This window comes from Mesorhizobium monacense (assembly GCF_056781675.1).
Map to the genome: position 1 here is coordinate 6,442,530 of NZ_CM165567.1, position 19,395 is coordinate 6,461,924.

The 19,395-nt window shown below is 63.4% G+C and carries 16 protein-coding genes; 14 read left to right on the top strand and 2 right to left on the bottom strand.

Annotated elements, in window-relative coordinates:
* Positions 1 to 110: 110 nt before the first annotated feature.
* Positions 111 to 1,019, top strand: coding sequence for a metallophosphoesterase (locus tag AC1RUK_RS30875; RefSeq protein WP_481837593.1), 909 nt, complete (start codon positions 111 to 113; stop codon positions 1,017 to 1,019).
* A gap of 21 nt (positions 1,020 to 1,040) precedes the next feature.
* Here AC1RUK_RS30875 and AC1RUK_RS30880 read toward each other — a convergent pair whose 3' ends face one another.
* A complete protein-coding gene (locus tag AC1RUK_RS30880) occupies positions 1,041 to 2,291 on the bottom strand; it encodes a glycoside hydrolase family 5 protein (protein ID WP_481837592.1) in 1,251 nt (416 codons plus the stop codon).
* A gap of 53 nt (positions 2,292 to 2,344) precedes the next feature.
* Between AC1RUK_RS30880 and ybgC the strand changes: the two genes are divergently transcribed.
* The 9 genes from ybgC (at position 2,345) to ftsH (ending at position 12,411) form a co-directional block, all read left to right on the top strand.
* Entirely contained in the window at positions 2,345 to 2,818 is a 474-nt protein-coding gene (ybgC, locus tag AC1RUK_RS30885; protein WP_481837591.1) for a tol-pal system-associated acyl-CoA thioesterase, read from the top strand.
* A 418-nt stretch (positions 2,819 to 3,236) separates the two neighbouring features.
* Positions 3,237 to 3,947 carry a protein TolQ gene (tolQ, locus tag AC1RUK_RS30890; RefSeq protein WP_481837590.1) on the top strand — a complete coding sequence of 237 codons (711 nt, stop codon included), beginning with the start codon at positions 3,237 to 3,239 and terminating at the stop codon, positions 3,945 to 3,947.
* 9 nt (positions 3,948 to 3,956) lie between these two features.
* Positions 3,957 to 4,409 carry a protein TolR gene (gene tolR, locus AC1RUK_RS30895; RefSeq protein WP_436169600.1) on the top strand — a complete coding sequence of 151 codons (453 nt, stop codon included), beginning with the start codon at positions 3,957 to 3,959 and terminating at the stop codon, positions 4,407 to 4,409.
* 8 nt (positions 4,410 to 4,417) lie between these two features.
* Complete coding sequence (locus AC1RUK_RS30900) at positions 4,418 to 5,575, top strand: energy transducer TonB family protein (RefSeq protein ID WP_481837589.1); 1,158 nt, start codon at positions 4,418 to 4,420, stop codon at positions 5,573 to 5,575.
* A 79-nt stretch (positions 5,576 to 5,654) separates the two neighbouring features.
* Complete coding sequence (gene tolB / locus AC1RUK_RS30905; RefSeq protein ID WP_244425862.1) at positions 5,655 to 6,926, top strand: Tol-Pal system beta propeller repeat protein TolB; 1,272 nt, start codon at positions 5,655 to 5,657, stop codon at positions 6,924 to 6,926.
* 270 nt (positions 6,927 to 7,196) lie between these two features.
* A complete protein-coding gene (pal, locus tag AC1RUK_RS30910; protein ID WP_436169598.1) occupies positions 7,197 to 7,703 on the top strand; it encodes a peptidoglycan-associated lipoprotein Pal in 507 nt (168 codons plus the stop codon).
* Between the two features lie 187 nt (positions 7,704 to 7,890).
* On the top strand, positions 7,891 to 8,967 hold the full coding sequence (gene ybgF / locus AC1RUK_RS30915; RefSeq protein ID WP_481837588.1) for a tol-pal system protein YbgF: 1,077 nt from the start codon (positions 7,891 to 7,893) through the stop codon (positions 8,965 to 8,967).
* Positions 8,961 to 10,355, top strand: a complete 1,395-nt coding sequence (gene tilS, locus AC1RUK_RS30920; protein WP_481837587.1) for a tRNA lysidine(34) synthetase TilS — start codon at positions 8,961 to 8,963, stop codon at positions 10,353 to 10,355. The genes ybgF and tilS overlap by 7 nt, the downstream gene beginning before the upstream one ends.
* A 121-nt stretch (positions 10,356 to 10,476) precedes the next feature.
* Positions 10,477 to 12,411, top strand: coding sequence for an ATP-dependent zinc metalloprotease FtsH (gene ftsH, locus AC1RUK_RS30925; RefSeq protein WP_006200109.1), 1,935 nt, complete (start codon positions 10,477 to 10,479; stop codon positions 12,409 to 12,411).
* A gap of 483 nt (positions 12,412 to 12,894) precedes the next feature.
* Here the strand turns inward: ftsH and AC1RUK_RS30930 are convergent, their stop codons facing one another.
* On the bottom strand, positions 12,895 to 13,551 hold the full coding sequence (locus tag AC1RUK_RS30930) for a hypothetical protein (protein WP_481839345.1): 657 nt from the start codon (positions 13,549 to 13,551) through the stop codon (positions 12,895 to 12,897).
* An 882-nt stretch (positions 13,552 to 14,433) separates the two neighbouring features.
* On the opposite strand from AC1RUK_RS30930, the gene glmM reads away from it, so the two are divergent.
* From glmM to AC1RUK_RS30950, 4 genes are all read left to right on the top strand, one after another.
* Entirely contained in the window at positions 14,434 to 15,786 is a 1,353-nt protein-coding gene (glmM, locus tag AC1RUK_RS30935; RefSeq protein ID WP_436169594.1) for a phosphoglucosamine mutase, read from the top strand.
* Between the two features lie 260 nt (positions 15,787 to 16,046).
* Positions 16,047 to 16,859, top strand: coding sequence for an outer membrane protein (locus AC1RUK_RS30940; RefSeq protein WP_481837586.1), 813 nt, complete (start codon positions 16,047 to 16,049; stop codon positions 16,857 to 16,859).
* 291 nt (positions 16,860 to 17,150) lie between these two features.
* Complete coding sequence (locus AC1RUK_RS30945; RefSeq protein WP_481837585.1) at positions 17,151 to 18,023, top strand: outer membrane protein; 873 nt, start codon at positions 17,151 to 17,153, stop codon at positions 18,021 to 18,023.
* Between the two features lie 196 nt (positions 18,024 to 18,219).
* Positions 18,220 to 19,395, top strand: coding sequence for a phosphoserine transaminase (locus AC1RUK_RS30950; protein ID WP_481837584.1), 1,176 nt, complete (start codon positions 18,220 to 18,222; stop codon positions 19,393 to 19,395).

The window sequence follows — 19,395 nt, forward strand, 5'->3', positions numbered from 1 at the left end:
CGGTTGCCCGAGGAACGGCTCTTCTGCGCAAAATCTCCTCGCCTCCGCCAGCGTGAAGGCGCAATTGCCCGCTTCATGGCAAGTCTTGCTCAAGAGGCCGGGGCTCATTGATGATCACCAGACGTGGCTTCCTGCGCCTCATCGGCGGCTCGTTCCTGTCGATGGTGTCGCTTGGCGCCTATGCGGTCGGCATCGAGCCGATGCTGTTGACGCATGTGAAGCGCTATTCGCTGACACCGCCGCATTGGCCGGCGGGCCTCAAGCTGCGCACCGTCGTGCTGGCCGACATCCATGCGTGCCGTCCCTGGATGACGCCCGAGCGGATTGCTTCGCTCGCCGCCGAGGCAAATGCCTTGCAGCCGGACCTGATCGTACTGCTTGGCGACTATATTGCTGGCATGCGCCTGGTGACGGACCAGGTGACTGAACTGGAATGGGCCTCGGCTCTGTCAAGTCTCAAGGCACCGCTCGGCGTCTTGTCGATCCTCGGCAATCATGACTGGTGGCACGATCATGCCGCGCAGGCGGCGGGAGCCGGGCCAACGATTTCGCGCAAGGCGCTGGAGGCTGTCGGCATTCCGGTGCTGGAGAACGATGTCGTGCGCCTGGAAAAGGACGGACACGGCTTCTGGCTTGCCGGACTTGCGGATCAGCTGGCACTACGCCCTGGCCAGGCCTGGGGCCGGACCGGTTTCAAGGGCCTGGACGATCTCGACGGTACGCTGGCCAAGGTAAGCGACGGCGCGCCCGTCATCCTGCTGGCGCATGAGCCGGACATATTCCCGAAGGTGCCGTCGCGGGTTTCGCTGACCCTGTCCGGCCACACCCATGGCGGGCAGGTGCGGCTGTTCGGCTATTCGCCTGTCGTGCCATCACGGTATGGCAACCGCTACGCCTATGGCCATGTCGTGGAACAGGACCGCAACCTGATCGTATCCGGCGGGCTCGGCTTCAGCATCATGCCGGTGCGCTTCGGCATGCGCCCCGAAATCCTGCAGATCGATCTTGGTTCCGTCTGAAGCGCTTCAACCTCAGGCGTTTCAGTGAAGCGACCTGATCGCGTCCATCACTTCAGGCTCGGCCTTGTCGCCATCGAAGGCATCGACGATGCCGAAGGCGCCGCCAAAACTCCACACCGACCATGAAAAGCCGTGCGCTTCGGCGCGCGCAATCATGTCCCTGACATAGGCTGCGCGATAATCGCCGGGCATCACATAGGAATTGCCGTATTCCTGGCGAATCATGCCGAACTCACCCAGCGTGATGTTTTCCGGCTTGATGCCATTGGTCTTGGCCCAGCTTTCCACCGTCTTGAACGGCGCGTCCATCAGAGCAAGCAGCTTTTCGTCCGTGTCCATGCTGGCGACCTGCTCGTCGAGATAGGCAAGCATGCCGCTCTGTCGTGCCCATGGCGCTTCGGCCTTGATCCGGGCGCGGATCGTGTCCAGCGCCACATCGAGCTGAGCGTGCGGCACCGCGGTCAACGGAAAGGGCAGACCGGTGACATAGCGGATGAAATCGCCGGCCCAGGTTGCGCCCTGATGAGTGAGCAGGAACGGATCATAGGAATGGAAAGTCCAGATGATGTTGTCGTCGGCGATCATCTTCGGATCGATCTTCGCCAGCGAGGCGGCGCTGGAATAGCAGGCTCCGGTCAGGATCAGGGTGAGCTTCGTCGCCGAGGCGCGCGCCGCCGCGAACAGTTTCAGCTGCCGGTCAGGCCACAGGCTGGTGCCGTCGCCGTCGCAGTCGGCGATCGGCTCGTTCATCGGCTCGAAGGCAACCTGGCGCGGATCTTCGGCGGCAAGCGTGCGCGCCATCTTGCGCACCATCTCGACATAGGCTTCGAAGGCTTCGGGGTCGTCCATCACCTCGCCCATGCCGATCTTGCGGTTGCCGCCGGACGGGATCAAGTGCATGTCGACGATGACCTTCAGCCCGGCTCGGTTGATCATGCGCACCGAGTCCAGCACGCTGGCATAGAGGTCGTCGCGCAGCGCCACCGTCTCGTCGGAGAGGAACGGCGAGGGGTCGACCGGCATGCGCAGGAAATCGAAGCCGGCGTCCTTCAGCGCCTTGAGATCGTCATCTTTGAGGAACTTGCGCCACTCGGGATAAGGCAGGATGGCTTTCGGGGCGTTCCACTTCTCCTCGCCGACCCAGGTCGTCCACTGGTCGAGGTTGAGGCCGCGCTTCATGGAGAAGGTCGCCGCCTGGCCAGGCAGCGCCACGGAAGCCAGCACCAGCAGCGTTGCCAGCAAGGTCTTGATCATCGCTCTCAACAGTGCCATGCGGTTCCTGCACCACAAACACCTGCCCCGTCGGGTTCGAAAAGGAAAGCGCGATGGACGATCATGGTGAATCGGCAGCGCTTCTGGCTGGGCTTTCCGGCGCACTGACGGAATTCGGCCACCGGCTGATGGCGCGGGTCTACTATGCCGACACCGATTTCTCCGGCGTCGTCTACCATGCGCGCTATCTCGAATTCTTCGAGCGCGGCCGTTCCGATTATCTCAGGCTCGCCGGCGTCCACCATACCGAGCTGGCCGACGGCAAGCATGGCGAAAAGATCGTCTGGGTGGTCAGGCGCATGGAGATCGATTTCCGCTCGCCCGCCCGCATGGACGACATCCTGACCATCGACACGCGCACCGAGGACATTTCCGGCGCCCGCATCGTCATGGCGCAACAGCTGAAGCGCGGCAGCGAATTGCTGGTCAAAGCGCGGGTCGAGGCAGCGATCATCGGCGAGAACGGAAGGCCAAGGCGCTTTCCGAAGGATTGGGTGGCGGCTTTCTTACCCAAGACAAACGGCTGATATTTCTCGCATCGGCGACCTGGAGCGGTTCAGCTTTTGATAGAAAAGCCGACCCGCTCCAACTCTTTATTTTGCGCAATTCCGGACGGAAAACCGCTACGCACTTTTCCTGGAATTGCTCTTGGCGACCCATTCGAATAACAGACGCGACCGTCGCCAAGCGATCCGGAAGGCGCGGCAATGCGCCGCGCGTATGTCCTAACCCATCCTTAACCATAACGGTTCATGAAGAGATTGGTGAAGATTGGCGGAATCCGAACGCCTTCCTTTCACCAATATTTGCCCCGAAAAGGCCGAGAACGGCGCATTTCGGGGTTGCTCCGCAAGCTTCAAGCTTCAAGCTTCGCGCGAACGGACCACAAGGGATGCCCATGGGCCAGCCGCCAGCGATGCCCGGAAAATCTTTAAGGACGTAACCATGGAAAACATCGCACTCGCCGAACCGGGCGCGCATCTGTCGATTTGGGCGCTGTTCATGCAGGCCAACTGGGTGGTCAAGCTGGTCATGATCGGTTTGCTCGGCGCCTCGATCTGGACCTGGGCGATCATCATCGACAAGCTGGTCGCCTATGCCCGCATGCGGCTGGCGCTCAACCGCTTCGAACAGGTGTTCTGGTCGGGACAGTCGCTGGAGGAGCTTTACCGCACGCTCGCCGACCGCAAGACGACCGGCATGGGCGCGATCTTCGTCGCTGCCATGCGCGAATGGAAGAAGAGCTTCGAGAAGGGTGCGAAATCGCCGCTCGGCCTGCAGACCCGCATCGACAAGGCGATGGACCTGGCGCTGACGCGCGAGATGGAGCGGCTGGAGGGACGGCTCGGCTTCCTCGCCACCACCGGCTCGGCCGCGCCCTTCATCGGCCTGTTCGGCACCGTCATCGGCATCATGACCTCGTTCCAGGCCATTGCCGCGTCAAAGAACACCAGCCTGGCGGTGGTGGCGCCCGGCATCGCCGAAGCGCTGCTGGCCACCGCCATCGGCCTGCTCGCCGCCATTCCCGCCGTCATCGCCTACAACAAGCTGTCATCGGACGCGAACAAGATCGCGGTGCGCATGGAAGGGTTCTCGGACGAGTTCTCCGCCATACTCTCGCGCCAAATCGATGAAAAAGTCGCGCAGAAGGCCTGAGGTACAAACATGGGTATGTCCGTAGGCATGTCGGGACGCGGCGGGCGCGGCCACAGGCGGCGCGGCCGCCATCATGCGCTGATGTCGGAAATCAACGTCACGCCGATGGTCGACGTGATGCTGGTGCTTTTGATCATCTTCATGGTCGCGGCACCGCTACTGACGGTCGGCGTGCCGATCGACCTGCCGGATACGCAGGCCAAGGCGATGAATGTCGACACCCAGCCGATCACCGTCTCCATCAACGCCACCGGCCAGATCTATCTGCAGGAAACCGAGATCCCGATCGAGGAACTGGTGGCGAAGCTGCAGGCGATCTCGAAGACCGGCTATGACGAGCGCATCTTCATCCGTGGCGACAAACTGACGGACTACGGCACCGCCATGAAGGTCATGGCCCGCATTTCGGCCGCCGGCTACAAGAATATCGGCCTGGTTTCGCTGCAGGAACAGGATCAATAGACAAGAAGATGAGGACCGGGCTCACCACATCGGTAATCTTGCATGCGGTGGCGCTCGCTCTCGGGCTGTTCACGCTGACGTCGCCGGCTGCGCTGCCGGCGGCCGATGTGGAATCCGTGTCGGTCGACATAGTGCCGACGGAAGCTGTGGCGCAGGTGCTGCAGGGCGACAAGAAGGCGGTGATGCATGACAAGCCGGCGCCGGTGCCGACCCAGCGTCCCGACATCATTCCCGCTGCCCAGAAGATTGGCGAAAACAGCGTCGACACCGACAAGCCGATAACGCCGGAGGCCAAGCCGAAGCCTGTCGACATGACGTCGGCGCCGCCGCCGGCGCCAACGCCGGTCGAGAAGCCGAGGCCCGAGGACGTGCCGAAGCCGCAGGAAAAGCCGAAGCCGATTCCGGCGACTGAGGTGGCGCCGGTGCCGCAGCCGAAGGAAGAGGTCAAGCCCGAACCGGTGAAGCAGACGGAGCCCAAGCCGACGCCGGCCAAGGAACCTGCCCCCACGCCGCCGGAGGACAAGACTGCTGCGATCGAGCCGAAGCCGGAGGTCAAGCCCGACGCCGTGGCCGAGGCCATTGCCCAGGAGCCGCCGACCGAGACGACGCAACTGCCGGACTCCGCACCGGCACCGGAAGCCCGGCCGAAGCCGCAGCCGGCGCAGGCCGAAAGCGCCAAGGCGCCGGACCGCAAGGACGCCGACAAGCCGGTCAAGGAGGCTTCGTCCAAGCCGAAGTCCGAAGACAAGCAGTTCAACGCCGACGAGATTTCCGCCATGCTCGACAAACAGAAGCCGTCCGGCGGCGGCGCCAAGCGCTCGACCCAGCAATCGACGCTTGGCGGCGACAAAGATCAGGGCGCGAAGCTTTCCAAGTCGGAGCAGGGGGCACTGGAAAGTCAGCTCGGTGGTTGCTGGACCCTGCCGGTCGGGCTCGAGGGTTCCGAGAATTTCGTCGTCGTGGTCCGGTTCAACCTGGACACCTCCGGCAAGCTGGACGGCCGTCCATCAGTCGAGCAATCGAGCGGCAACCGCCAGTTCGACGAAAGCGCCGTGCGCGCGGTGCAGAAATGCGACATGGCCGGCCTGCAGGTTCCCGCCGGCAAGCAGGACATCTGGAACGACATCCGGGTCACCTTCGATCCAAGGGAGATGCTTGGCCTCTAGGCCTGGCATCCACACAATCAAAGAAGAGAAGCGAGAAGATATGAGATCTTTCCTCAAGCCGCTCCTGACGATTGCAGCGATGGCGCTGGGCATGACGGCCGCGGCTCCGCTGCCGGCGTGGGCGCTCGTCGAGCTCAACGTCAACAAGGGCAATGTCGAGCCGCTGCCGATCGCCATCACCGACTTCCAGGGCGGCGACGCGCTGGGGGCGGAGATTTCCGACATCGTCAGCGCCGATCTCAAGCGTTCGGGTCTGTTCGCGCCGATCGACAAGAGCGCCTTCATCGAGAAGATCTCCAATCCCGACGCCCAGCCCCGCTTCGACGACTGGAAGGTGATCAATGCGCAGGCGCTGGTGACGGGCAGCGTCGGCAAGGAGGCCGACGGCCGCATCCGCGCGCAGTACAGGCTGTGGGACACCTTTGCCGGTCAGCAGATGTCGGGTGAGCAGTTCTTCGCCAACGACGCCAACACCAGGCGTGTCGCCCACATCATCGCCGATGCCATCTATGAGCGGCTGACCGGCGAGAAGGGCTATTTCGATACCCGAGTCGTTTTCATCGACGAATCCGGCGCCAAGAACGCGCGCAAGAAGCGTCTCGCCATCATGGACCAGGACGGCGCAAATGTCCGCTACCTCTCGGACGGCCGGGCGATCGTGCTGACGCCGCGTTTCTCGCCGAACCGGCAGGAAATCACCTATATGTCTTATGAGAGCGGCCAGCCGAAAGTCTATCTGCTGCAGATCGAGACCGGGCAGCGCGAATTGGTCGGCAACTTTCCCGGCATGACCTTTGCACCGCGCTTTTCGCCTGACGGCCAGAAGGTGATCATGAGCCTGCTGCGCGACGACGGCAACTCCAACATCTTCGCCATGGACCTGAGAAGCCGTTCGACCACCCGACTGACCAATTCGACCGCCATCGACACTTCGCCATCCTATTCGCCGGACGGCAGCAAGGTGGTGTTCACCTCCGACCGCGGCGGCCGCGCGCAGATCTATGTTATGGGCGCCGACGGTTCGGGCCAGACCCGCATCTCCTTCGGCGACGGCGTCTATTCGACGCCGGTGTGGTCGCCGCGCGGCGACCTCATCGCCTTCACCAAGCAGACCGGCGGCGAGTTCCAGATCGGCGTCATGAAGACCGACGGTTCCGGCGAGCGCATCCTGTCCTCCGGCTTCCAGCAGGAGGGACCGACCTGGGCGCCGAACGGTCGCGTGCTGATGTTCTTCCGCGATGCCAATGGCGGGCCGAAGCTGGTTTCGGTCGATCTTACCGGCCGCAACGAACAGTCGATCCCGACGTCGAACTTTGCCTCGGATCCGGCCTGGTCGCCGCTGCTCGAGTAGTCCCGGCAACGGATGCTCGAGTCGAGCATCCGTGCTCAGTTGCAATTCGGTGCCGCTGCCGGAAAAGCCCCATTTTGGGGCTTTTTTCACGTCTTGGTCGCGTTTTGGCCGCATTTCCGCCTACGGTCCGCGCCCATTGTGGCCTCGGCCAAAAGGGCTGCGGACGGGCAGCCGAAACCAAATTTTAACCGTGTTTCTTGAATGCCGGTTAACCCAAACGTGGTTACTGGGTGATCAACGAAATCACTCGAAATGCGAAGGAGAGGCGGCATGGGCCGTATCGCAGCACTTACTCGAAACCCGGTGATGATCGCGCTGGTCGCGATGCTCGCCATCACCGGTTGCGCCTCGAAGAAGACCCCGAACAGCGCTGCCGATCTCGGCCTTAACGGCGCCGGCGCGGCCACGCCCGGCTCGGCGCAGGACTTCACCGTCAACATCGGCGACCGCATCTTCTTCGACACCGACTCGTCCTCGATCCGCGCCGACGCGCAAACGACGCTTGCCCGCCAGGCGCAGTGGCTGAACCAGTACAGGCAGTATGCCATCGTCATCGAAGGCCATGCCGACGAGCGCGGCACGCGCGAATACAATCTGGCGCTCGGCGCCCGCCGCGCCGCCGCCACCCGCGACTTCCTGGTCGCCAAGGGTGTCTCGGCGCAGCGCCTGAAGACGATCTCCTACGGCAAGGAACGTCCGGTCGCGGTCTGCGACGACATCTCCTGCTGGTCGCAGAATCGCCGCGCCGTCACCACGCTGGGCGGCGCCGGTTCCTGATCGGCAAAAATACAACACACCTGTGCGAAAGGCGGCCTCGGGGCCGCCTTTTTCATGTGCCGCTTCGATATCCTTCGGCCAAACAAAATTTGGCCGAAGTCTCAGGCCCTGCTATGAGCCGAGGGCGCTTGGTCCCACTCTGATCGGAAGGGCGCAACAGACAAACGATTTCACGGCGAGAGACATAATGCATTTCAGAACGGTCCTGAGCGGCACGCTCGCGCTGCTGCTCGTATCAAGCATCGCCGCCCCGGCAAGCGAAACCGGGCAAGCAGCAGACAGCGGGTTCTCCTTCCACCTGCCGACGCTGGGTATTTTCGGCCAGAAGAAAAAGCCGGACCAGCAGCAGGTGGCGCAGCAGGATCCTGCCGGCGCCACCGGTCTGGAAGACCAGCTGCGGCAGATGAACGGCAAGATCGAGGAACTCAATTTCCAGATCCTGCAGATGCAGGAGCAGATGCGCAAGCAGCAGGAAGACAACGAGTTCCGCTTCCAGCAGCTTGAAGGCGGCACCCAGGGAGCCCAGCAGCCGGCACAGAAGAAGTCGGATGCGGCGCCGGAGAATACCGATAACAGCGTCGCCGAGGCCCCGGCGACGCAGGCACCTGCCGATGCGGCCACGCCGCCGGCCGATGGCCAGAGCGTCGGCGAGGTCATCGTCGAATCGCAGACCGGCGATCCCGGCAAGGTGATCAACGGCGCGCCGCCGAAGACCTTCGGCACCATTACCGTCGACAAGAACGGCAACGTGGTCGAGGCCGGTGGCAACACGCAGGCGAGCGCGCCGGCGGAGACTGCCGCTCCGGCCACCGAGGCTCCGGCAACCGGGCCTAAGACCGGCAAGGCCGACGGCACGGTGGTCGCGGCGCTGCCGTCCACCAACAATCCCGACGAACTCTATCGCAACTCCTACCAGTTCATCCTGTCGGGCGACTACGGCACCGCCGAACAGGGTTTCCGCGACCACATCAGCCGCTTCCCCAAGGACGCCAAGGCGGCGGACGCGCATTACTGGCTGGGTGAATCGCTGCTCGGCCAGCAGAAATACCGCGACGCGGCCGAGATATTCCTCGCCGCCAGCAAGGACTATCCGAAGGCCAAGAAGGCTCCCGACATGCTTTTGAAGCTCGGCGTGTCGCTGGTCGGCCTGAAGCAGAACGACGTGGCGTGCGCCACTTTCGGCGAGATCGGCAAGCGCTATCCCGACCTTTCCAGCGCGCTCAAGGAACGTATCAAGCAGGAAAGGGCGCTCGCGGCGTGCTGACGCTCGATACCAGGCCTGACCTTACAGGGCCTGACCTTTCGGATTTTTCCAAGATCGACTTTACCAACGGCGCCATTGCAGCCGTGTCTGGCGGCAGCGACTCGACCGCCCTCCTCCTTCTCCTCAAAAACCATCTCGACCGCACCGCGCCGGCCACCAGGCTGCTGGCAGTGACGATCGATCATGATCTGCGGTCTGGCTCGGCGGCGGAAGCGCGAGCCGTAGCCAGCCTCTGCGCCGAGCGCGGCATCGCGCATCGCACCCTTCGCTGGTCCGGACCAAAGCCGTCGAGCGGCCTGCCCGCCGCCGCGCGCGAGGCGCGCTATCGATTGCTGGCGCAGGCCGCGCAAGAGGAAGGCATCGACCTGATCCTGACCGGCCATACCGCCGACGACCAGGCCGAGACCGTGCTGATGCGGCACGCGCGGGATGAGGGCCGAGGACTTGCCGAAATGGCAGGCCGCGGCCTAGCGGGGATGGCGCCGGCCACGCTCTACGATTGGCGGCACTGGATCGTCAGGCCGCTGCTCGGCATGCGGCGCGAAGCGCTGCGCGACATGCTGAGGCGCCGCAATGCCGGCTGGGCCGAGGATCCAACCAATCTCGACGAGTTGTTCGAACGGCCGCGCATCCGGGCCGCACTTGCCGGCGAGGACGGCGAGCGGCGTTTCGCGGAGCTGATCGCGCGGGCCGGGCAGGCTGGCGCCGAGCGCGAAGAACTCGGGCAGCGCGCAGCCATGCTGATCCGTGACTTTGCCTGTTGTCCAGTCCCGGGGCTCGTCCGTTTGGATCCTGCATTTGCGGCATCTGGTGATGCCCCGGCTGCTGTCTACGCCATGCGCATCCTGCTGGCGACTATTGGCGGCGTATCCTTCCTGCCCGACGAGGCGCGCAGCCAGGCGCTGTTTTCCCGGCTGCGGGCCGGACCGCTTTGCGCCACATTGTCGCGGACGGTGGTCGACGCGCGGCGCGCCGGCATCTTCCTGCGCCGTGAAGCGCGCGGCCTGCCCCTGGCCGTGCCGGCGACCGGCGATGTCCTTTGGGACGGCCGTCGGCGTGTCACATTGGGCGACAGCTCAGGCGCATTGTTGATCGCGCCGCTCGGACAGGCCGCGGCTGCAAAGCGGGATATTGCCGAAGACGGCATACCGTCCAGCCTTGCGAGCGCCGCGCTGGCCGCCGAGCCGGCGCTGTGGCGTGGAGCCGAATGCCTGGGTTTTGCGAGCGACAGCGGCGTGCCGACCACGGTCGGCTTGTCTCCCGTCGTGGCGCCCTTTGCCCGCTTCCTGCCGTCCTTCGATCTGGCACCCGCCGCAGCCGTTGCCGGGCTGATCGGCGCGGCGCCGCTACCGGCCCTGCCTTTCCGCGGCCATAGTGCCGGGCGATGATGGGGCGAAAGCTTAACCCAGACGTGCTGTTATGCTTGGCAAGGGGAGGCGCTCTCCCTATGTTAGGCTCAAGCTTCCTCTCATCATGTGTGTCCGCGTGCGGGCGCTAACGGGACATTAGATGAATCCGAATTATCGCAACCTCGCGCTCTGGGCGATCATAGCGGTCCTGCTCATCGCCCTGTTCAACCTGTTCCAGACGCCGCAGACGCGGGGCGCCTCGAGCGATGTGCCGTATTCGCAGTTCCTGCAGGATGTCGCGGCGGGCCGGGTCAAGACGGTGACGATCGCCGGCGCGCGCATCTCCGGCACCTACACCGACAGTTCGACCGGCTTCCAGACCTATTCGCCCGGCGACCCTTCGCTGGTCACGCGGCTGCAGGACAAGAACGTCACCATCAATGCCCGGCCTGAATCCGACGGTTCCAACTCGCTGTTCGGCTACCTGATCTCCTGGCTGCCGATGATCCTGATCCTTGGCGTCTGGATATTCTTCATGCGCCAGATGCAGTCGGGCTCCGGCCGCGCCATGGGCTTCGGCAAGTCGAAGGCCAAGCTTCTGACCGAAGCGCATGGCCGCGTCACCTTCCAAGACGTCGCCGGCGTCGACGAAGCCAAGGAAGACCTGGAAGAGATCGTCGAATTCCTGCGCGATCCGCAAAAGTTCCAGCGCCTCGGCGGCAAGATTCCGCGCGGCGTGCTTCTGGTCGGCCCTCCCGGCACCGGCAAGACGCTGCTCGCCCGTTCGGTCGCTGGCGAAGCCAACGTGCCGTTCTTCACCATTTCCGGTTCGGACTTCGTCGAGATGTTCGTCGGCGTCGGCGCGAGCCGTGTCCGTGACATGTTCGACCAGGCCAAGAAGAATGCGCCCTGCATCATCTTCATCGACGAAATCGACGCCGTTGGCCGCCATCGCGGTGCCGGCCTCGGCGGCGGCAATGACGAGCGCGAACAGACGCTGAACCAGCTGCTGGTCGAGATGGACGGTTTCGAATCCAACGAAAGCATCATCCTGATCGCCGCGACCAACCGGCCCGACGTGCTCGATCCGGCGCTGTTGCGTCCGGGTCGCTTCGACCGCCAGGTGGTGGTGCCGAACCCCGACATCGTCGGCCGCGAGAAGATCCTCAAGGTGCATGTGCGCAACGTGCCGCTGGCGCCGAACGTCGACCTCAAGGTCATCGCGCGCGGCACGCCGGGCTTTTCCGGTGCCGACCTGATGAACCTCGTCAACGAATCCGCGCTGATGGCGGCGCGGCGCAACAAGCGCCTCGTCACCATGGCCGAGTTCGAGGACGCCAAGGACAAGATCATGATGGGTGCCGAGCGCCGCTCGTCGGCGATGACGCAGGCCGAGAAGGAGCTGACCGCCTATCACGAAGCCGGCCACGCCATCCTGGCGCTGAACGTGCCGTCCGCCGATCCCCTGCACAAGGCGACCATCATTCCGCGCGGTCGTGCGCTTGGTATGGTCATGCAGTTGCCGGAAGGCGACCGCTATTCGATGAGCTACAAATACATGGTCTCGCGTCTTGCGATCATGATGGGCGGCCGCGTCGCCGAGGAGTTCAAGTTCGGCAAGGAGAACATCACCTCGGGCGCCTCCTCGGACATCGAGCAGGCAACCAAGCTGGCGCGCGCCATGGTCACGCGCTGGGGCTTCTCCGACAAGCTCGGCCATGTCGCCTATGGCGACAACCAGGAAGAGGTCTTCCTCGGCCACTCGGTGGCGCGCACGCAGAACATCTCGGAAGAGACGGCGCAGATCATCGATGCCGAAGTGCGCCGGCTGATCGACGACGCCTATTCGACGGCGAAGGCCGTGCTGACCAAGAAGAAGAAGGAATGGATCGCGCTGGCGCAGGGGCTGCTCGAATACGAGACGCTCACCGGCGAGGAGATCAAGCAGCTGATCGCCGGCCACAAGCCGGCCCGCGACCTCGGCGACGATACGCCGCCGAGCCGTGGCTCGGCCGTGCCGAAAGCCGGCACCGGCGGCCGCCGCAAGAAGGGCCCCGAGCCCGAAGGCGGCATGGAGCCCCAGCCTTCGAGCTGAGGTTCGGGCAAAAGGGTAATTTCGAGAACGCCGTGGCTGGTCCGCGGCGTTTTGTTTGGAGGACTGGTTGCCGATCAGTGGCGACCGTCGATTGCTCCGTTCAGAGGTATCGCAGACGTTGAAGATTGGCCGAGGCCTTTGCACCTCGTCATCCTGGGCGAAGCAGCCGCGAAGCGGCGTCGCGCAGACCCTGGGATCCATGCCGTGACATCTGAGCGTTGCGGCGGTGCGGGTTCTGCTCCGCGGCATTCTGCGGCAAGGGTCGGGGCATGGATCGTCGGGTCAAGCCCGAGGATGACGAAGGTGCGGTGGCACGCGGCCAAGCTCATGGATGTTGGAAGCTGGTGGCAGGGATCATCCGCAGCCTCCGTTAGCTCAATCAAAAAACAGTCAAATCCTCTGTTCGGAGGAACTGTCGCGCGAACAAAAACCCCGCGGCCTGGAAGGTCCGCGGGGTTCTTGATCATGCTCGAAGTTTCGCGATCAGCTCTTCAGCTTGGCGTTGCAGAGGCTGTAGAAGCCGCCGCCCTTCTGGATCCACTTCAGGCCGCCCAACGTGTTGGCGTCCTTGTTGGCATAGTACAGTTCGAGGCAGGTGTGCATGCGGCCCTTGGCCGGGGTCTCGCCGGCAAACTTCTTCGAAATCGCCGTCGGGAACTTGACGCCCCCGGGCGCGGCAACCGTCGGCTTCTCGGGGTCGCTGGTGTAGGTCGCCTCGTCGGCGGCCGGCACGGTGTCGTCGTCGGAGGCGGAAGCACCGCACTCGCTCTTGCGGAAGTCGTTCCACTTCTTGCCGCCCAGCGAGTTGCTTGCCTTGGCCGCCTGATACTTGGCGCTGCAATCGGCCATGCTCAGGCCCTTGCCGTCTTCGGCGGCTGCCTTGGTCGTTGCCTTGGCGGGTTCCGCCGCGGCCGTGGCGCCGGCGGCGCATTCGGTCTTGCGGAAGTCGTTCCATTTCATGCCGTTCAGGGTGCCGGCGGCCTTGGCGGCCTGGTACTTGGTGCTGCATTCCTTTGCCGTCAGACCCTTTGCCGCATCGTCGTCACTGGCCGCGGCGGCCTTGGTCGTCGCCTTGGCGGGCTCGGCTGCGGCCGTGGCGCCGGCGGCGCATTCGGTCTTGCGGAAGTCGTTCCATTTCATGCCGTTCAGGGTGCCGGCGACCTTGGCGGCCTGGTACTTGGTGCTGCATTCCTTCGCCGCCAGACCCTTGGCGGCATCGTCGTCACTGGCCGCGGCGGCCTTGGTCGTCGCCTTGGCGGGCTCGGCTGCGGCCGTAGCGCTGGCGGCGCATTCGGTCTTGCGGAAGTCGTTCCACTTCATGCCGTTCAGCGTGCCGGCGGCCTTGGCGGCCTGGTACTTGGTGCTGCATTCCTTCGCCGTCAGACCCTTGGCGACATCGTCGCCACTGGCAGCAGCAGCGTTGGTGTCGGCCTTGGTCGTCTTCTTGGCCGGCTTGGTGTCGGTCGTCGCCGCCGCGTCGGTGCCGCACTCGGCCTTGCGGAACTGGTTCCACGTCTGTCCGCCAAGTGTTCCCGCATCTTTGGCCGCGTTATACTTGGTGCTACACTCTGCCATGGTCAGCGCGTTGGCCGGCGCCGCCAGGAACAGGGTTGCGACGGCAAGGCCCGTCAGTGTTGCAAGTCTGTGGATGAGCATGGCGTTTCTCCGTTGCCGCCCAAGATGTCCCTTTGCGGAATCAATAGCTCTCAACGGGCGGTTGCGCCAGATGCTAACTGGCGCGCACGTCGCCGGAACCTGAGTTCTGCCGACAAGGTGATGAAATCGTTGCGGACCAAGGCCGCCGGGGTAAGAGTTGCCCGGCGAATCCGCGCCGTTCTGCCCGCCGCGACTGGTCTATTGTGGCGAGACAGTGTCATCGTGGTAGACTGTCGAATCGCTTGAACTACCCGCAACAATGATTTTCTAAGGAATCGTAATACATAATCACACAATGTGATGTTCGGACGCAGCCCAATTGTGGCAATACGGGCGGCTGAAAAATCGACGGGGACCAAGGCAGGTATGGCAGGGCAGTATTTCGGCACCGACGGCATTCGCGGACGCGCCAACAAATTTCCGATGACGGCGGAGATCGCCATGCGGGTCGGCATGGCCGCCGGCCTGTCGTTCCAGCGCGGCAGCCATCGCCACCGCGTGGTGCTCGGCAAGGACACCAGGCTTTCCGGCTACATGATCGAGAACGCGATGGTGTCGGGCCTGTGTGCCGCCGGCATGGACGTGTTCCTGCTCGGTCCCATTCCGACGCCCGCGGTTGCCATGCTGGTGCGTTCGCTGCGCGCCGATATCGGCGTGATGATCTCGGCCTCGCACAACCCCTATTACGACAACGGCATCAAGCTGTTCGGCCCCGACGGCTACAAGCTCTCTGACGAGATCGAGGAGCGCATCGAAGGGATGCTCGACAAGGATATAGAACTGGCGCTTGCCGATTCCGATGGGCTTGGCCGCGCCAAGCGCGTTGACGGCGTGCACGACCGCTATATCGAATTCGCCAAACGCACCTTGCCGCGCTCGATGTCGCTGTCGGGTCTCAGGATCGTCGTCGATTGTGCCAATGGCGCCGCCTACAAGGTGGCGCCCGAGGCGCTGTGGGAACTCGGCGCCGAGGTGGTGGCCATCAATGTCGAGCCCAACGGTTTCAACATCAACAAGGAATGCGGCTCGACCCATCCGGCCGGACTGCAGAAGAAGGTGCATGAGGTGCGCGCCGATATCGGCATCGCGCTCGACGGCGACGCCGACCGCGTCGTCATCGTCGACGAGAACGGCACGATCGTCGATGGCGACCAGATCATGGCGCTGATCGCCGAGTCCTGGCACCAGAGCGGGCGGCTGGCCGGCGGCGGCGTCGTCTCCACGGTGATGTCCAATCTCGGCCTTGAGCGCTTCCTCGGCGACATGAAGCTGCAACTGCACCGCACCAAGGTGGGCGACCGCTATGTCGTCGAGCATATGCGCGCGCATGGGTTGAATGTCGGCGGCGAGCAATCGGGCCACATCGTGCTCTCCGACTTCTCGACCACGGGCGACGGTCTGGTCTCGGCGCTGCAGGTGCTGGCCTGCATCAAGCGGCAGAACCGGCCGGTCAGCGAACTGTCGAAGAAATTCGAGGCGGTGCCGCAGCTTTTGAAGAATGTACGTATCGCCGGCGGCAAGCCGCTCGAGGAGGCGCCGGTCAAGGCGGCGATCGAGGATGCCCGCCACCGCCTCGGCAAGGCCGGGCGACTGGTCATCCGTCCTTCCGGCACCGAGCCGCTGATCCGCGTCATGGCCGAGGGCGACGATCCGCAACTGGTCGAGGCGGTCGTCAACGACATCGTTGGCATCATTTCCGAGACCCGCAGCGCCGCCTGATCCCTGGCGAGTCCGAGAGGGCGCGGCGGCGCAAAAACCGTTTGTTCCAGAGTTGCAAAGGCCCGCCTCCAGGCGGGCCTTTTTGTGCTTGCCGCAACACCCTGCTGCCCGGGGAAACATGCTGTACTTCTAAAATTCTATAGATTCGTGGTTAATCGATACGGTTAAACGCCTTTTAACCTTTGCAATTCATTATCCACGCCGAGGTCAATCACATTCGGGCGGATTCGTCGTTCCGAGGCTTCTTAGGGGTGACAAGCATGTTCAATGCAGCAAGAATGGCACTGTTTGCCGCGCTGTTGGCGGGCGTGGCCGGACCGGCCTTCGCCGCCGATTTCGTGGAACCGCCCGTGGTCGAGCAGGCGCCGCCGCAGGTGGCCTATCAAGAACCGGCCGATTTTGGCGGCTGGTATATTCGCGGCGACATCGACTATCACTGGTCGAATTTGGGTAGCATCGACTACATCACGTACGGCCCGCCGCCCGGCACCAACGATTTCGATTTCGGCGACCTAAAGGGCGGGTTCTCGCTCGGCGGCGGCATTGGTTACAAGGTCAACGACTACTTCCGTACTGATCTAACTGCCGACTACTGGTTCAAGTCAGACTTCAACGGCCAGACCTCGGATCTCGTCACGACATCGACCGAGGTTTCGAAAATGAGCGCCTTCCTGCTGCTGGCAAACGCGTATGCCGATCTCGGCACCTATCACGGGATCACGCCTTATATCGGCGCCGGCATCGGCGGCGCGCGCATCAAGTGGGACACGGTCCGCGATCCTAACACCACCGAGACCAACCCCGGGTCGACCAACTGGCGTTTTGCCTACGCGCTTATGGCGGGCGCTTCCTATTGCTTGACCGACAAGATCATCCTCGATGCAGGCTACCGCTTCAGCCACATCCAGGGCGGCCGCATGTTCGAGTTTGATACTACCAGCTCGGGTCCAGGCTTCGACGACGGTATCAGCACGAACGAGGTACGCGGCGGTCTGCGCTATCAGTTCGGCGGCAACAATGGGTGCGCAGCGCCTGTGGTTGCTTATCAACCGGAGCCGGTCTACACCAAGTAAGCGCTGAGAAATCCAGGAGTTCCTCAACCGCCCGGCTCTGCCGGGCGGTTTTCGTTTGAGCTGCTTCAGTCCTGTCCGGCTTCTTCAGAGCCGAAGATCAGCGAAGCAAAAACCGGATCGCTTTCTGCCGCCCGACCTTCAGCGGGTTTCATGCTCCAGTCAAAACCCTGCCGAAATCAATTCGCTAACGCTCTGTTATCCTTAACCGGCACTTAACCACTATGGTTAACAATGCTCCTTGAAACGGCGCGTGCGATTGCAATGCGCGCCAAGTTCGGGAGCCTGGGGACCATGGTACTCAAATCGCGTATAGCGCTTGCGCTTGCGGCAATCATGCTGATGCCGGTGACGCAGGCGTCGTCGGCCGACTACGATCCGCCCATCTATGTCGACCAGGCACCCGACTATGTGCCGGTCGAGGTCGGTTCGGGATGGTATCTGCGCGGCGATCTGGGTTACGCGTTCAGCCATCCGTTCGATCAACAGACATCGGCGAGCGGATCGACCACTTTCACGTCCGACAGCAGCCTTTTCACGGGCAGTATCGGCATGGGTTATCACATCAACGACTATCTTCGGGTCGAACTCAACGGCGGAATTCTGCCGACCAACGAATTCGGCGACCATGCACTGGTGCCAAGCGGGTGCGCCGGCACGACGAACAGCCTGTTTCCGGACGGGGCTGGCGGCTTCATCATTGTTCCCACGGCTACGACCCAGGATTGCGAGGCCTCAAACTACGGCACCAACAAGGGTTACAGCCTGATGGCCAATGGCTATGTGGACCTCGGCACCTATGTAGGCATCACACCCTATATCGGTGGCGGCGTCGGTATTGCCTACAACAAGTATTTCAAGACCCAGGGCGAGCGCGATTGCATTCCGATCGATCCCGATCCGACGTCGGGCGCGGGTGGCTTCCAGTGTAACGATCCGGCTGGATACAGCGGGTCGGAAGACTCAGAGGCCAAATACAATCTCGCTTATTCGATCGGCGCCGGCCTGTCCTATCAAGTGAGCAAGAACGTCTCGGTTGACCTGGGCTACGAGTATTTCTCGATCCCAAGCGCCAAATATGTCGCCTATGATGACGGCGCGTTCGGCATTCACAAAGGCATTAATTATCAGACGGTCAAACTCGGCCTGCGCTACGATCTCTGGTAGGCGCGCAATGAAGCCCAAGGAATCGACGGCGAGCCTCGGGCTCGCCGTTTGCTTTATGCGCCTAAGACTGCATGGCGCGCGAGTATCCTGCCAGCGACAAAATCTTTCCTCTTGACGCCGGAAGCCTGAACGCATATCGCCGTCCGTGGGCCACCCCTCCCCAACGAGGGGCCACTATCTGGAAGGATAGACCACGATGACGACGCTTACGAACCCCGGACTCCGTCCGGCAAACCCCAATTTCTCCTCAGGTCCCTGCGCAAAGCGCCCCGGCTGGTCGGTCGAGGCACTCCAGAATGCTGCGCTCGGACGTTCCCATCGCGCCAAGATCGGCAAGACCAAGCTCGAACAGGCGATCGAGCTGACGCGCGAGATCCTCCAGGTACCAGCGGATTACCGGATCGGCATCGTGCCGGCATCGGACACCGGCGCGGTCGAGATGGCGCTGTGGTCGCTGCTCGGCGAGCGCGGCGTCGACATGGTCGCCTGGGAGAGCTTCGGCTCCGGCTGGGTCACCGATGTCGTCAAGCAGCTGAAGCTCGCTGACGTGCGCAGGATCGAAGCCGGCTACGGCGAACTGCCTGATGTGGCGAAGATCGACTTCGACCGTGACGTGGTCTTCACCTGGAACGGCACGACATCGGGCGTGCGGGTGCCGAACGGCGATTTCATCCCGGCCGATCGCAAGGGCCTGACCATCTGCGACGCGACGTCGGCGGCCTTCGCACAAAGGCTCGACTTCCAAAAGCTCGATGTCGTCACCTTCTCCTGGCAGAAGGTGCTGGGCGGCGAGGGCGCGCACGGCATGCTGATCCTCAGCCCGCGCGCCGTCGAGCGGCTGGAGACCTACAAGCCGTCCTGGCCGCTGCCGAAAATCTTCCGCCTGACCTCGGGCGGCAAGCTGATCGAAGGCATCTTCAAGGGCGAGACCATCAACACGCCCTCGATGCTGTGCGTCGAGGATTATCTGGACGCACTGCAGTGGGCGAAGTCGATCGGCGGCCTCCAGGCCCTGATCGCCCGCGCCGACGCCAATGCCGCGGTGCTCGATCGCTTCGTCGCCAAGTCCTCGTGGCTCGGCCATCTCGCCGTCCAGCCGGCAACGCGGTCGAACACCTCCGTCTGCCTGTCCTTCACCGATCCGGATGTCGCGGCGCTCGACGCCGACGGCCAGGCGGCGTTCGCCAAGGGACTGGTCTCAGCGCTCGACAAGGAAGGTGTCGCCTACGACATCGGCGCCTATCGCGACGCACCGCCCGGCCTGCGCATCTGGTGTGGCGCGACGGTCGAGACCTCCGATCTCGAAGCATTGCTGCCCTGGCTCGACTGGGCCTTTGCTTTGCAGAAGGCGTCGCTGAAAGCGGCCGCCTGA

What these genes read in the sequence shown, in the direction of transcription:
- AC1RUK_RS30900 (WP_481837589.1), top strand. Translation starts at nt 4,418, where the DNA reads ATGAGGACCGGGCTCACCACATCGGTAATCTTGCATGCGGTGGCGCTC.
- tolQ (WP_481837590.1), top strand. Translation starts at nt 3,237, where the DNA reads ATGGAAAACATCGCACTCGCCGAACCGGGCGCGCATCTGTCGATTTGG.
- glmM (WP_436169594.1), top strand. Translation starts at nt 14,434, where the DNA reads ATGGCAGGGCAGTATTTCGGCACCGACGGCATTCGCGGACGCGCCAAC.
- ftsH (WP_006200109.1), top strand. Translation starts at nt 10,477, where the DNA reads ATGAATCCGAATTATCGCAACCTCGCGCTCTGGGCGATCATAGCGGTC.
- AC1RUK_RS30930 (WP_481839345.1), bottom strand. Translation starts at nt 13,551, where the DNA reads ATGAAATGGAACGACTTCCGCAAGACCGAATGCGCCGCCGGCGCCACG.
- AC1RUK_RS30945 (WP_481837585.1), top strand. Translation starts at nt 17,151, where the DNA reads ATGGTACTCAAATCGCGTATAGCGCTTGCGCTTGCGGCAATCATGCTG.
- pal (WP_436169598.1), top strand. Translation starts at nt 7,197, where the DNA reads ATGGGCCGTATCGCAGCACTTACTCGAAACCCGGTGATGATCGCGCTG.
- AC1RUK_RS30880 (WP_481837592.1), bottom strand. Translation starts at nt 2,291, where the DNA reads ATGGCACTGTTGAGAGCGATGATCAAGACCTTGCTGGCAACGCTGCTG.
- AC1RUK_RS30940 (WP_481837586.1), top strand. Translation starts at nt 16,047, where the DNA reads ATGTTCAATGCAGCAAGAATGGCACTGTTTGCCGCGCTGTTGGCGGGC.
- tolR (WP_436169600.1), top strand. Translation starts at nt 3,957, where the DNA reads ATGGGTATGTCCGTAGGCATGTCGGGACGCGGCGGGCGCGGCCACAGG.
- AC1RUK_RS30950 (WP_481837584.1), top strand. Translation starts at nt 18,220, where the DNA reads ATGACGACGCTTACGAACCCCGGACTCCGTCCGGCAAACCCCAATTTC.
- AC1RUK_RS30875 (WP_481837593.1), top strand. Translation starts at nt 111, where the DNA reads ATGATCACCAGACGTGGCTTCCTGCGCCTCATCGGCGGCTCGTTCCTG.
- ybgF (WP_481837588.1), top strand. Translation starts at nt 7,891, where the DNA reads ATGCATTTCAGAACGGTCCTGAGCGGCACGCTCGCGCTGCTGCTCGTA.
- ybgC (WP_481837591.1), top strand. Translation starts at nt 2,345, where the DNA reads ATGGACGATCATGGTGAATCGGCAGCGCTTCTGGCTGGGCTTTCCGGC.
- tolB (WP_244425862.1), top strand. Translation starts at nt 5,655, where the DNA reads ATGGCGCTGGGCATGACGGCCGCGGCTCCGCTGCCGGCGTGGGCGCTC.